At 66.1% G+C, this 12,673-nt stretch carries 12 protein-coding genes; 7 read left to right on the plus strand and 5 right to left on the minus strand.

Annotation, left to right across the window (positions count from 1 at the left end; genetic code table 11):
- Nucleotides 1–104 precede the first annotated feature (104 nt).
- Nucleotides 105–518 (plus strand): GNAT family N-acetyltransferase, encoded by a 414-nt coding sequence (locus Q0S71_RS19065; protein WP_367185320.1) that lies wholly within the window; start codon nt 105–107, stop codon nt 516–518.
- On the opposite strand, the gene Q0S71_RS19070 is transcribed toward Q0S71_RS19065, so the two are convergent.
- On the minus strand, nt 515–2,110 hold the full coding sequence (locus Q0S71_RS19070) for an ATP-binding protein (RefSeq protein WP_295999413.1): 1,596 nt from the start codon (nt 2,108–2,110) through the stop codon (nt 515–517). The genes Q0S71_RS19065 and Q0S71_RS19070 overlap by 4 nt on opposite strands.
- Nucleotides 2,110–2,748 carry a response regulator transcription factor gene (locus tag Q0S71_RS19075; protein WP_295999416.1) on the minus strand — a complete coding sequence of 213 codons (639 nt, stop codon included), beginning with the start codon at nt 2,746–2,748 and terminating at the stop codon, nt 2,110–2,112. The genes Q0S71_RS19070 and Q0S71_RS19075 overlap by 1 nt, the downstream gene beginning before the upstream one ends.
- 228 nt (nt 2,749–2,976) lie before the next feature.
- Between Q0S71_RS19075 and Q0S71_RS19080 the strand changes: the two genes are divergently transcribed.
- The 6 genes from Q0S71_RS19080 to Q0S71_RS19105 all read left to right on the plus strand — a co-directional run bounded on the left by Q0S71_RS19080 (nt 2,977) and on the right by Q0S71_RS19105 (nt 9,243).
- Nucleotides 2,977–3,861 carry an EAL domain-containing protein gene (locus Q0S71_RS19080; protein WP_295999419.1) on the plus strand — a complete coding sequence of 295 codons (885 nt, stop codon included), beginning with the start codon at nt 2,977–2,979 and terminating at the stop codon, nt 3,859–3,861.
- Between the two features lie 205 nt (nt 3,862–4,066).
- Nucleotides 4,067–4,726, plus strand: a complete 660-nt coding sequence (locus Q0S71_RS19085) for a DUF882 domain-containing protein (protein ID WP_295999421.1) — start codon at nt 4,067–4,069, stop codon at nt 4,724–4,726.
- 92 nt (nt 4,727–4,818) lie between these two features.
- A complete protein-coding gene (locus tag Q0S71_RS19090; RefSeq protein ID WP_295999424.1) occupies nt 4,819–5,238 on the plus strand; it encodes a hypothetical protein in 420 nt (139 codons plus the stop codon).
- A 78-nt stretch (nt 5,239–5,316) separates the two neighbouring features.
- On the plus strand, nt 5,317–6,132 hold the full coding sequence (locus Q0S71_RS19095; protein WP_295999426.1) for a transporter substrate-binding domain-containing protein: 816 nt from the start codon (nt 5,317–5,319) through the stop codon (nt 6,130–6,132).
- 3 nt (nt 6,133–6,135) lie between these two features.
- On the plus strand, nt 6,136–6,786 hold the full coding sequence (locus tag Q0S71_RS19100; RefSeq protein ID WP_295999428.1) for an amino acid ABC transporter permease: 651 nt from the start codon (nt 6,136–6,138) through the stop codon (nt 6,784–6,786).
- A 213-nt stretch (nt 6,787–6,999) separates the two neighbouring features.
- Nucleotides 7,000–9,243, plus strand: a complete 2,244-nt coding sequence (locus Q0S71_RS19105; RefSeq protein ID WP_295999431.1) for an EAL domain-containing protein — start codon at nt 7,000–7,002, stop codon at nt 9,241–9,243.
- Between the two features lie 111 nt (nt 9,244–9,354).
- Here the strand turns inward: Q0S71_RS19105 and Q0S71_RS19110 are convergent, their stop codons facing one another.
- The 3 genes from Q0S71_RS19110 to flgK form a co-directional block, all read right to left on the minus strand.
- On the minus strand, nt 9,355–10,401 hold the full coding sequence (locus tag Q0S71_RS19110) for a hypothetical protein (protein ID WP_295999434.1): 1,047 nt from the start codon (nt 10,399–10,401) through the stop codon (nt 9,355–9,357).
- A 20-nt stretch (nt 10,402–10,421) separates the two neighbouring features.
- Complete coding sequence (gene flgL, locus Q0S71_RS19115) at nt 10,422–11,333, minus strand: flagellar hook-associated protein FlgL (protein WP_295999437.1); 912 nt, start codon at nt 11,331–11,333, stop codon at nt 10,422–10,424.
- Between the two features lie 13 nt (nt 11,334–11,346).
- On the minus strand, nt 11,347–12,673 hold a 1,327-nt coding region (flgK, locus tag Q0S71_RS19120; protein WP_295999440.1), incomplete at its 5' end, for a flagellar hook-associated protein FlgK.

Below are 12,673 nucleotides of genomic sequence, written 5' to 3' on the forward strand. Positions count from 1 at the left end.
AAATTCGTATTGCCGCTTCGACAGATGCGTTTGCCGCGTGCAATGTGTTGCGTCGTTCGATTTCGGAATGTTGTGTTCTGGACCACCGTAACGACGCGGCCATATTGAACGCCTGGCTGGGCAACAAAACGCCGCACATGGTGGCCAGCTGGTTCGGTTCGCCGACCAATTTTTCACTGGTGGCCGTCATCGAAGGCGAAGTCGTCGGCGTCGCGCTGCTGACGGGCGCGGGCAAGCTGGCGCTGTGCTATCTGTTGCCGGAGGCGCGGGGCAAGGGCGTCGGCCGCGCCCTGCTGGCCAAAATGGAAGAGCAGGCTTGCGCCTGGGGCGTCAAGGCCTTGCAGCTGCACAGCACGGCCAGCGGCGCGTCTTTCTTCGCGGCCCGCGGCTATGTCGATTCCGGCAAGGTGCGCTCGCCCTACGGCGTGGACACCAGTTTCTTTTGGAAGCAGCTGGCGGCCGGTTCCGGCGAGCCGGTGGCGGGACGCAAACGTTTTTGCAACTGCAACAACCTCTAGAGCTTTTCCAGCGGCAGGTCGAAATCGAGCGCCGTGCCGGACTGGAGCCGGTAGATGTGGAGCGCGGCGCCGATTTTCGCGGCCCGCGAGCGCATATTCGCCAAGCCGTGGCCGGTCGGCTTGTCCGCCGGCGCGAAGCCGATGCCGTTGTCGCGGATGCGCACGCTCAGCTGCTGCGGCGAAAAGTGCAGGTCCACCGTCACCAGGCTGGCCTGCGCGTGGCGCAACACATTCGCCAGCGCTTCCTGCAACACGCGCAGCACTTGCAGGCCGTCATGCGGCGCGATGGCCAGCGAGTCCGGCAGCGCGTGGTTGGTCCAGCGCAGCTGCAAGCCCACACCCTTGAAGCGCGCTTCCATGCGATAACGGAAGTTGCCCAGCACGGGCAATAGATCGGGCTCGTCCGGCGACAGGGAATCGATGGCCAGGCGCATGTCGTCCATGCATTCTTGCAGCAGACCCACGGTTTCGGCCTGGGTGGCGCCGCCGCTCTGCACCATCATCAGCGTCGACAGCAGCTGCGAGCCTACGCCGTCGTGCAAGTCTTGGACGATGCGCAGCCTTTCGTCGTTGACGGCGCGTTCGCGCTCGAGCGCGCGCACCTGTTCGAGGCTGGCGCTGCGTTCGCGCCAGAAGCGCAGCAACGTCAGCGCCGCGCCGCCGCTGACGGTAAGGCTGAGCAACATCAGCGCCAGCGCCACATATAATTCCTCATACCATTTCTGCAGGTAGTCGGCGCTGGCCAGGCCGACGCTGAAATAGAGGTTGCGCGGCGCCAGCAGCACCGGCTGGTCGAAGATGCGGCGCAGCGAGATCAGCCGTTCTACGCCGTCCAGTTTCGACTGGAACATATACGCGGCCGGTTGCACACCGCTGGCCACATAGTCGCGCAGCTTGACCGACTTGATGCTTTTGCCGGTCAGGCTGGGATCGACTTGCAGGCTGGAGTAGCGGGCATAGACTTGTTCGTCGGAGCTGCTCAGCGTCATGGCGCCGTGCGGGCCCACTTCGACCAGCGCGAAGGCGCTGGTCAGGCGCTGCAAGTCGACGCGGGCGGCGAGCACGCCGCCGAAGCCGCCGTCGGCCGTGCGTAGGCCGCGCGCGAAGACCACGCTCCAGCGCCCGCTGCGGTCGTCATACATCGGCGGGCTGAGGGCCAGGCCGGGCGCCGAATTGTCGCGCAGGGCCTGGAAGTAATCGAGGCCGGTGGCGGCGGTTTCTCCGCTGGCCAGCGGCGTGCCGTGGCTGAGCCGGCCGCCGGCGTCGTACAGGCGCAGCGCGAGTAGTTCCGGCTGGCGCTGGCGCATCTGCGCCAGCAGCGCATCGATGGCGCCGCCATGCCCCGGCGCCGGCGCCAGCAGCGGCTCGATGTCTTCGCTGGCGGTGCGCAGGGCGACGTCGATCTCGCGCACCGTGGCCGAGATATTTTCCTTGAGTACGATGGACAGGTTTTGCGCCGTAACCACGGCGTGGCGTTGATATTGGCCGTGGCTTTGTTGCAGCACCAGGGCCAGCAGCGCCGCGATCAGCAGATTGAGCAGCACGACGCCGCCGATCACCGTGCGCAGCAAGGCCGAGCGGCCCGGCGCCATCAGAGCAGGCCCAGGGCGGTCGCTTCGTAGACGGCTTCGCCGCGCGAGTGGACGGCCAGTTTCTTGTAGATGTTTTTGACGTGGCGCGCCACCGTGTGCGGCGAGATCGCATACAGCTCGCCGATCTCGTTGAAGCTCAGGCCCTTGGCCAGCGTGCGCAGCACTTCGATTTCGCGCTCGGTCAGCAGCGACGGCGGCACCGGCTGGACCGTCTTGCTGATGTGGAAGCGTTGCAGGATTTTGCGTGCGATCACGGGGCTGACGGGCGCGCCGCCGTCGCGCAGCGTGCGGATGCAGGCCACCAGTTCGGCCAGCGAGGTGTCTTTCAATAAATAGCCGGTGGCGCCGGCTTCGATGCTGGCCATGATGTGGGCGTCGTCGGCGAAGACGGTGACGACGACGACGTCGCAGTCGGGATGGCTGCGCACGGCATGACGGATCACTTCCACGCCATTCAAATCGGGCAGGCCTAGGTCGATCAGGTAGACGTCGGCGCGGCAGCGGTCGACCAGGGCCAGGCCGTCGCGGCCGGTGGTCGCGCTGCCCAGCAGTTCGACGTCGGGCGAGGCGCTGATGATGTCGCTGTAGCGACGCAGAAATTCCAGATTGTCTTCAATGATTGCGATCGTGATCGGCATGGAGGTCGGCAATGTTGAAGCTGTGAAGGTTGTGGCAGGTCAAGAGATGCATGGTAGCCGATTCGGCCGCCTGCGCGCAATATGTTTGTTTCTATATAAGGTTTCCCGGGCTGAACCGGGCCTTATGCGGAGTCCATCTACGCATGCGCGAAACGATTCCTTCCCGCGCGTGGCGGGCCGGCTTACGCTGGGGTCTTTGCGCCGCCGCGCGTCCGATGGAGGAGTTGTATGTCATTTCCGGTCTTGCAAAATTATCTGGCGCGGCTGTCCGACGCCGGCCGCGCCGCCACCAGCATCTGGCTGGACGCCGACGGCAAGGCGCAGGGACGCTTTTTCAACAGCACGATGAGCAGCGCCTTCCAGCCGGTGCGCCGCCTCGACGACGGCCGCGTGCTGGCCTATGAAGGGCTGGCGCGCGGCGTGGCGGCGGCCGATCAGGGCCTGTCGCTGTGGCGGCTGCTCGACCACGCGGCCAGCGACGACGAATCGATAGAGCTGGACCGCCTGTGCCGTATGCTGCACGCGATTAATTTCTTCCGCCAGCACGCGGCCGACGATGGGGCCGATCTGTACCTGAGCGTGCATGCGCGGCTGCTGAGCGCGGTCGGCGGCAACCACGGCCACGCCTTCCAGCGCATCCTCGACGCGCTGGCGCTGCCGACAGCGCGCATCGTGCTGCAACTGCCGCAGGTGACGGCGCAGCAGGGCTGGCTGCTCAACTATGTCGCCGACAATTACCGCCGCAACGGATTTCGCTACGCCATCAATGCCGCCGGACCGGGCGAGGCGCTGGCGCTGCTGGACCGGGTGCGGCCGGCGGTCGTCAAGCTCGACGCGCGCCATTTTCCGTCCGTCACCGCCGATGCGGCCGATGCCGCCGCGCACGCCGCGCACGCCGCGCACGCCGTGACGCTGCTGCGGCGCTGCGCCGGCGAAGGCGTGCGCGTGGTGTTCAAACGCTTGGACAGCGCGGCGACGCTGACGGCCTTGCGCGCCATCGCCGGAGAGGCGGGCGTGGCGTTGCTGGCTCAGGGCCATCTGCTCGACCAGCCCCACGCGGTCTTGCTGGCGCCGGACCGTCCCGAGCTGGCGCCGCCGGCGCTGTATGGCTGATGCGCCGGCAACGCGGCCGCGGTATCGGCTGATGCGCGGCCGGCGCGCGGGAAAATATTTCACGATTTCGTTTCTGCGGTTTTTCATTTCCCTCCGCTATCGACTATAGTAACCATATTGTTTCAATGGATTAGCTATGGCGTCGCGCAGAGAGTTTTTACAACAGGGTTTGGGTTGGTCGGCAGTGGGTTTGCTGGGGGCGCCGATGATAGGTTGCGCATCGCGCGGCGCCGATGTGGCGGCGGCGAAACCGGCCCACGCGGCCATCCTCCACCCCAACGCGCCGCCACCGTCCGTGGCGCGCGCGCCGGCCCCGGCGGCGGCCTCGGCCACCGAACTGGAACCGCCGCCCGACATCTTCGATGCCCAGGCGCTGGATCTGGAATTCTGGCTCAAGCCGCGCACGCTGGACGTGATCCGGCCGGCCAGCGGCGAGCGCGCCAAAATCCTGTACTGGAAGGATGGCGAGGTGATCGACTCGGCCTATCAGGAGTTGTGCCACCTGATGCGCGACGTCAACGGCAAGGCCACCATTCCCATCGATCCCAAACTGTTCGAGACGCTGTGGGGCACGCAAGCCTTCGTGGCCCGCTACGGCATCGACCATCCGCTGGAAATCCTGTCCGGCTACCGCACGCCGTCGTCGAACCAGAAGCTGCGCGAGGCCGGCGTGCCGGCGGCGCGGCAGTCGCTGCACATCGAGGGGCGCGCCGCCGACATCCGCATCGCCAACCTCAATTCCGAGGTGCTGGGCGGGCTGGTGCGCAGCTTCCGCCAGGGCGGCGTCGGCTTTTATTATCGCGAAGGCCCGCGCGGCGGCTGGATCCACACGGACACCGGCCTCAAACGCACCTGGAAGGGCTGAGCGCCGGCCAGCGGCGGCGCTTTTTCTCCGCGCCCAGGAGCCAGTCGTCAAACATCGAGTAAACTGGCGCCGGATTCGTGGAGAAAGTGATTATGCAGGATAGTGAAGAGAAGGCGGCGCCGCGCTTCAAGCCGGTGCCGTGGAGCGGCCTGGAGACGGCGGCCGACGTCGAGCTGTGGATAGAGGAACATAATCGCAGCATGCAGGATAATATCGGCCGCAACGAGAGCGGCTACGGCGTCTGTTTTACGCTGGCCGAGGGCGGCGATGTGTTCTTGCAGACGACGCAGGATGGCTATCTGGTGCTCGATGTGACGCCGGACGCGGACTGGATCGCGCCGCTGATCATGGCCGTGGCCGGCATCGAGCGGCCGAAGGCGTCGGTGTGGATCATGCCGGATGACAAGCTGATCGAGCTGATGATGGGCTTGAGCAGTTTGATCGCCAGTTCCATCCTGGTGGTCGGCCACCATTTCGGCGCGCGCCACCGCAAGCAGCCGCTGCCGCGCTGATGGTGGGACGCATGGTTGAACGCGCTGTATCGCCAGCGCGATTTTTTTGCGCGATTTTTTTGAATGAACAGGAAACCCATGCCGACAGCGCGCATCGCAGATCGTTTTAATTGGGGCCGCCAGTTGGCGGCCGCGTCCTTGCTGGCGCTGCTGGCCGGCACCGCGTCGATCGCCGGCGCGGCCGACTTGCTCGACACCGTCAAGGCGCGCGGCACGCTGAAGATCGCCACCGAGGGCACGTATCCGCCGTTCAACTTCAAGGACAAGAGCGGCCAGCTGACCGGCTACGACGTCGACGTCGCGCGTCTGCTGGCGGCCCGCATGGGCTTGAAGGCGGAATTCATCGCCAGCGAATGGTCGGGCATCCTGGCCGGGCTGTCGGGCAATAAATACGATGTCATCGTGGCCCAGGTCGGCGTCAATCCCAAGCGCGAACAAGCCTTCGACTTTTCCCAGCCGTATATCTATTCGGTGCCGCAGCTGCTGGTGCGCAAGGATTCCACCGCCAGCTACGCGGCGCTGGCCGACTTGAAAGGCAAGCGCCTCGGCGTCGGCCAGGGCAGCTTGTACGAGCAGCAGGCCAAGGCCGTGGCCGGCATCGACGTCAAATCCTATGCGGCCGCGCCCGACACCCTGTCCGACCTGGCCATCGGCCGCATCGACGCGGCGCTCAACGACAGCCTGATGGCGGCCTATCTGCTGAAAAATTCCACGCTGCCCATCAAGGCCGGCGCCCACGTCGGCCAGGTCGAACACATGGCCATCCCTTTCCAGAAGGGCAATCCGCAATTCAAGGCCGCGCTCAACCAGGCCATCGACGCCATCCGCGCCGACGGCAGCCTGAAAGCGGTGTCGCTGAAGTGGTTCGGCACCGACGCCAGCGTGGCGCCGTAAGCGATGGACTTGTTTGAGCTGTTGCGGGAAGCGGCGCCGGTCATGTTGCGCGGCGCCGGCTATACGCTGATGTTCGCGCTGGCGGCGATGGCCGGCGGATTGTTGCTGGGCTTTCCGACCGCGATACTGCGCATCGTGCCGTGGCGCGCGCTGCGCTGGCCGGCCACGCTGTACGTCAGCCTGATGCGCGGCACGCCGCTGCTGGTGCAGATGTTCGTCATCTATTACGGCTTGCCGACCATCGGCGTCGAATTCGCGCCCGTCACGGCCGGGATACTGGCGCTGAGCCTGAACGCCGGCGCCTATCTGTCGGAAAGCCTGCGCGGCGCGATCGGCGCCGTCAGCCGTGGCCAGTGGGCCGCCAGCTACAGCCTGGGACTCGGTTACTGGCGCACGCTGTACCACGTGGTGCTGCCGCAGGCGCTGCGGATCGCCGTGCCATCGATGAGCAACACGCTCATCAGCCTCATCAAGGATACCTCGCTGGTGTCGGTCATCACGCTGACCGAGCTGATGCTGTCGACCAAGGAAGTGATCGCCACCACCTTCCGGCCGCTGCCGCTGTACCTGGCCGCCGCCGCCATCTACTGGATGATGAGCCTGGCCTTCGAGGCCGTGCAGCGGCGCGCCGAGCGGCGTTTGAACCGGGGCTGAATCGCGGCTGCAACCTCGGCTGCAACCTCGGCTGAAATCGCGGCTGAGTGCGCGGCTGAGTGCGCCCGCCGCAACGCCGCCGCCGCTCTCTTTCCCCCGGACGCAGCCGGCGCTCGACAGCGCCCGGCATCAATGCTAGTCTTAAGCGGCCACTAGTTGTTGCCTATATGGCACAGCTTGGCCAGCGCGCTGAACGGCGCGAAAGGGGGGGGTATGGAAAACGAACCGCAAGCGCCAGCCGTCGAGGCGGCCCACCGCAGCCGCGTGCCGCTGGTGCCCGGCGTGAGCCATCTGACGGGCTTGACGCCGGGGCAGGCGATGCTGGCCGCGATGGGCGGCATCCCCGGTGGCGCGGCCTCGCAGCTCAGCGCGGAAGACGTGGCGCTGTCCCCCGAGCGCCTGCTGCGCGCGCGCGAACAGGCGTATTTCAACGATATCTATCTACTGGCGCCGGTCGGCTATTTCGTGCTCGGCTTCGACACCACGGTGTTGCAGATGAACGTGGTCGGCGCCGACCTGCTGGGCCTGAAGCGCGACAATCCCGGCCGGGCCCAGTTCCGCAACTATGTCAGCGCGCGCTTCGTCGACGACTTCGACCGCTTCGTGCGCGACGCGCTCAACAACGACGCGCCGCAGCGCTGCGACTTGCAGATGGTGCGCTCGCCACACGACCCCGGTTATCCGGCGACCTTGCGCGCCAGCGCCGACGGCAGCGGCCAGGCCTTCCGCGTGGTGCTCGAACTGGCCGAGGGCAAGCTGGCCGCGCTCGAACGCAGCGAGGAACGTTTCCGCCGCATCGTCCACAACGCCGAGGAGGGCATCTGGGAAATCGACGCCGGCGCGCGCACCAGCTTCGTCAATCCCAAGATGGCGCAGATGCTGGGCTACACCATCGAAGAAATGCTGGAGCAGCCGCTGCCGGCCTTCATGGACGACGAGGGCCGCGCCATCCTCGAGCGCAATATCGCGCGGCGCCAGCAGGGCATCGCCGAGCGCCATGAATTCAAATTCCTGCGCAAGGACGGCAGCGCGCTGTGGGCCACGCTGGCCACCAATCCCATCTTCGACGCCGAAGGCTGTTACATGGGCGCGCTGGCGCTGGTGAGCGACATCACGGCGCGCAAGGAGTCGGCCGAGCAGATCTGGCACCAGGCCAATTTCGACGCCCTGACGGCGCTGCCGAACCGCCACATGTTCCAGGACCGGCTGCGCCAGGAAATGAAGAAGGCCCAGCGCGAGGGCTTGTTCCTGGCGCTGCTGTTCATCGACCTCGACGGCTTCAAACAAGTCAACGACACGCTCGGCCACGCCCAGGGCGACGCGCTGCTGGTCGAGACGGCGCACCGCATCGGCGCCTGCGTGCGGGCCTCGGACACGCTGGCGCGGCTGGGCGGCGACGAATTCACCATCATCCTGTCGGGCCTGGACCACGTTTCCAGCGTCGAGCGCATCGCGCAAAACGTGATCGCCGGGCTGAACCGGCCATTCTTGCTGGAAAACGACAGCGCCTGCGTGTCGGCCAGCGTCGGCATCGCGCTGTATCCGTCGGACGCGGTCGAGGCTGAGCAGCTGCTGCGCTGCGCCGACCAGGCCATGTACGCGGCCAAGCATGGCGGGCGCAACCGCTACAGCTATTTCACGGCCGATCTGCAACTGGCGGCGCAGGCGCGCTTGCAGGCGGCGCTGGACTTGCGGCAGGCGCTGGCGCAGCAGCAGTTCGAGCTGTACTACCAGCCCATCGTCAACCTGCGCAGCGGCGCCATCGAGCGGGCCGAGGCGCTGCTGCGCTGGCGGCACCCGGAGCGCGGCCTGCTGGCGCCGGTCGACTTCATGCCCTTCGCCGAGTCCAGCGGCCTGATGATAGAAATCGGCGACTGGGTGTTCCGCCAGGCGGCGCGGCAAGTGAAACAGTGGCAGGCCGAGCTGCATCCGGCGTTCCAGATCAGCGTCAACCAGTCGCCGGTGCAATTTCGCGGCGACGCGGCGCAGTGCCAGGGCTGGGTCGACCATGTGGCGGCGCTCGATTTGCCGGAAAGCAGTCTGGTGATCGAAATCACCGAAGGCGTGCTGCTCGACACGGCCAGCCACGTCAGCCAGCGGCTGCGCGATCTGCGGGCCATGGGCTTGCAGGTGGCGCTGGACGATTTCGGCACCGGTTATTCCTCGCTGGCCCATTTGAAGCATTTCGACATCGATTTCCTGAAGCTGGACCGCAGCTTCGTCCACGAGCTCAGTAGCGACTCCGGCGACCTGGCGCTGTGCGAAGCCATCATCGTGATGGCGCACAAGCTGGGGCTGAAAGTGGTGGCGGAGGGCGTCGAGACGGCGGCGCAGGCGGCCCTGCTGGCGCACGCCGGCTGCGACTACGCGCAGGGTTTTGTGTTTGCGCGGGCCATGCCGGCGAAGCAGCTGGCCGTGCTGGCCCGCAAGGGACCGCTGGGCTGGGCGCAGACATAGGGTAGGGCGATGCGCGGCTGAATCTGGCTGAATCTGGCTGAAGGTGGGCGTATCCGGCGGCGGTGTGACGGCGGCCACCGGCCCCAATTGAGGCCGGCGCCGCCACCCACTTCAGGCCAGCGACAGCAGCGACACCACGCGTTCACGGCTGATGCCCACCAGCGCCGAACTGACCGACAGCAGCGACTGGTAGCCCGGCTGTCCCGTGCTGGACACGAAACTCTGCGCCACCTGCGTCATGCTGACGGGCGTGGCGGCCACCGACTGGCTGCTGTCGACGCGGCTGCTGGCGGCGCTGAGCGCGTCGCTGACCTGCGATTGCGCCTGCTCGACTTGGGCCAGCGCCTGGATCACCTGTTGCAGCGTCTGGCGCAGCCCATCCGTGTCCGACGTTTGCCAGCTGTCGGGATCGATGGCCGGCGCGGTGGCGTCGGCCTTGACCCGGCTGAGCTGGCCGGCCGGGAAACGGATGCCGCCGCCCTGCACGGCGAGGCTGTCGCGCACCGTGTTCCAGCTCGATTCGGGCGTGGAAAACTCCAGCGTGCCGTCGTCGTCGGCCGCCACGGTGATGTCGGACGGCGCCAGCGCCGTGTTGAAGGCTTGCACGATGTCGCCGTCGCTCATGCCCGATTGCAGGGTGACCGAACGCAAGCCCTGGGCGCTGCCGCCGACCGACATGCTCAGCGTTTCGCGGCCGCCGGCGCGCAGGTTGCTCAGCGTCATGCCGCGCACAGTGAAGCGCTGGCGCGCCGGCGCGCGGCTGAAATGCAGATTGGAATCGAGGGTGCCGCCGGACGACTGCTGGCGCTGCTTCCACGTCGAGCTGAACTGGCGGATACGCGCCTCGACGGTGCCGGCGCGCTGTTGCAGCGTGGCGATCTTGGCGCTCAGCTCGGCCTTCAGGCTGCGCAGCTGGGAGGCGCTCTGTTCGAGGAAATCGAGCGCTTGCTGGGCGCTGGCGATGTCGCCCTGCAGGGGCGCGTCCCAATTGCTCAGGCCGCGTTGCAGCGGGGCCGACGCGGTCGGCGTCGGCGTCACCGGCGTCTTGGTCGCGGCGTTTTCGCCAGACAATCCCAGCGCGGTCCCATCGACCGCGGCGGCATTGCTGGCATTGCCAGGAACAATGCCGATGGGATTGGTGGCTTGAGCGATTTGCATATGCTGTTACGCAACGATCATCATAAAATGTTGAAAAGCGACAAGGAACTGATCTTGGCGTAGGCCTTGTACGACGCTTGTAGTGCGGTACTGTAACCGTTGAGCTGGGTCGACGCCACCCCGTAGTCGAGCTGGCCGATGTCGGTCATCGCCGTTTCGTTCGACAGGCTGACGTTGGCGTGGTTGGTGTCCAGCGTGCTGAGGATGTTTTGCGCGCCACCCAGGTCGGCGATCTTGCCGGACACCAGGCTCAGCGCCGCGTCGCTGCCATCCAACGCCGTTTTCAGCACGGCCCGCAACGCCGGGTCGGTGCCGTTGATGCCGGGCGTTTGCAACTGGTCGATGGCGGCGTCGAGCTGGTTCAGATAAGTGTCCAGGCCCTGTACGTTGACGTTGGCGGTCTGGGTGATGCCGTTGCCGACCACCACTTTCTGCTCGCCCTGGTCGCCGCTGTAACTGTAGCGCGAACCGGCCGCCGCGCCGGCGTTGAAGCTGAGCGAGGGCGTGCCGGTCTGGTTGCCGGAAAACAGGTAATGGCCTTCCGCGTCCTTGGTGTTCGACGAGTAATAGATGCTGTCGCGCAGGGACTGCAAGGTCTGCACCATGGAATTGAGGTCGGATGACGAGTTGCCGCCGTCCGAGGCCCAGACCAGCTGGTCGTGGGCTTGCGTGACGTCGTTGACGACGCCGGTCAGATAGGTTTCGTTGTTGCTCAGGCGGATCTTGACGGCGCCGATATTGGCGCGGTACTGGTTCAAGGTGTCGTCTTCGCGGGTCAGGCGCGACAGGCGCACGGCCGTGATCGGGTCGTCCGACGGCACCTGGATTTTATTGCCGTCGGCGAGCTGCTCGGTCAACTTGGAGATATTCTCCTGGTTGAACTCCAGACCACGGTTCATGGTCGCTTCGAATTGGCTGCTGGCGATACGCATGGTGCTTCCTTAATTATCCGAACATTTGCAGGGTGGCGTCGAACAGGGTGTTGGCGACGGCGATCACCTTCATATTGGCCTGGTACATATTCTGATAGGCGACCAGATTGATCGCCTCCTCGTCCGAATTGACGCCGCTGGTCGACTTCCAGTCGTCCTCGGCCTGCTGGCGTATGGTGGTGGCGGTGCCGAGCAGGGCGTGGTTTTGCTGGCTGTCGATGCCGAGCTTGCCGACCAGCTGGGTGTCGGCGTCGCCGATCAGCACCGTGCCTATCGACGTCAGCGTGACGTTTTGCTTGTCGATGCCGATCAGCGCTTGCAGATTGGTGGTGTCGCCGGGCGTGCCGTCGCCCGAGAAGGCCAGCTGGGACGACGTCAGGCCGGGCACCACTTGCAGCAGGCCGCTGGCGCTGGCGGGATTAAATTGCAGCAAGGCCTGGCCGGGATTGCCGGCGGAGTCGAAGCCGGCCGCGAACTGCGTGTTGACCTTGGCCGACAACTGGCCGGCCAGGTCGGAGATCGATTGTTGCAGCGGCAGCAGCGTGCCTTTCAGATAGTTGCTCAGGCCGCCGAGCTGGCCGCCGACCTGGGTATCGTCGACCTGGAAGCCGGACTTGCCGAAGGTCAGGTGCAGCGTCGGCGAGCCGCCGACGGTGTTGTTGAGCGTCATCGTGGCGGCCAGGTTGCCGTCGACCAGAGGCTGGCCGGCCGTCAGCGACACCGAGCGGCTGCCGTCGTTCTGGTTGGTCACTTCGATGCCGACCAGCGAGGCGAGCTTGTCGATTTGGCCGTCGCGCTGGTCGACCAGGGCCGAGCTGTTGCTGCCGGTGGCGTTGGCGGCGACGATTTGCTGGTTGAGCGCGGCCACCGAGGCCGTGATCTGGTTAATCTGCGGTATCGCCGCGCTGCGCTGCTGGTTGACCGACAGCACCTGGGTGGTGGTGACGTTGTAGACGCTGTTGAAGTGCTGCGACATGGCGTTGGCCGCCGTGATGACTTGCTGGCGCAGCGGGGTCGAGGTGGGGTCCACGCCGGCCGCGTTGAGCGCCGCGAAGAACTGGTCGACGCCGGCGCTGATGCCGGATTTGTCGTCGCCCAGCACCTGTTCCATCTGTGTCAGATAAGGCTGGGTCTGGGTGCGGGCGCCGAGGTCGGAATTGGAGCGCCACAGCTGCTGATTCTTGTAGTCGTCGGAAAAGCGTATCAGCGACGTCACCGTCACGCCATTGCCGGCGTCGCCGCCGCCGGCCGCCGGCCCCACGGCCGACAACAGCGTGCCCTGGCGCGTATAGCCGTCGGTCTGCGAGTTGGCGATGTTTTGACTGGTCGTGTTCAGCGCC

It is taken from the genome of Rugamonas sp., from assembly GCF_025354735.1.
Lineage (GTDB): Bacteria > Pseudomonadota > Gammaproteobacteria > Burkholderiales > Burkholderiaceae_D > Rugamonas.

Bases quoted from the DNA above. Each gene is read 5' to 3' on its own strand.
- Q0S71_RS19080 (WP_295999419.1), top strand. From the start codon at position 2,977: ATGTCATTTCCGGTCTTGCAAAATTATCTGGCGCGGCTGTCCGACGCC.
- Q0S71_RS19105 (WP_295999431.1), top strand. From the start codon at position 7,000: ATGGAAAACGAACCGCAAGCGCCAGCCGTCGAGGCGGCCCACCGCAGC.
- Q0S71_RS19075 (WP_295999416.1), bottom strand. From the start codon at position 2,748: ATGCCGATCACGATCGCAATCATTGAAGACAATCTGGAATTTCTGCGT.
- Q0S71_RS19095 (WP_295999426.1), top strand. From the start codon at position 5,317: ATGCCGACAGCGCGCATCGCAGATCGTTTTAATTGGGGCCGCCAGTTG.
- Q0S71_RS19090 (WP_295999424.1), top strand. From the start codon at position 4,819: ATGCAGGATAGTGAAGAGAAGGCGGCGCCGCGCTTCAAGCCGGTGCCG.
- Q0S71_RS19070 (WP_295999413.1), bottom strand. From the start codon at position 2,110: ATGGCGCCGGGCCGCTCGGCCTTGCTGCGCACGGTGATCGGCGGCGTC.
- Q0S71_RS19100 (WP_295999428.1), top strand. From the start codon at position 6,136: ATGGACTTGTTTGAGCTGTTGCGGGAAGCGGCGCCGGTCATGTTGCGC.
- Q0S71_RS19110 (WP_295999434.1), bottom strand. From the start codon at position 10,401: ATGCAAATCGCTCAAGCCACCAATCCCATCGGCATTGTTCCTGGCAAT.
- Q0S71_RS19085 (WP_295999421.1), top strand. From the start codon at position 4,067: ATGATAGGTTGCGCATCGCGCGGCGCCGATGTGGCGGCGGCGAAACCG.
- flgL (WP_295999437.1), bottom strand. From the start codon at position 11,333: ATGCGTATCGCCAGCAGCCAATTCGAAGCGACCATGAACCGTGGTCTG.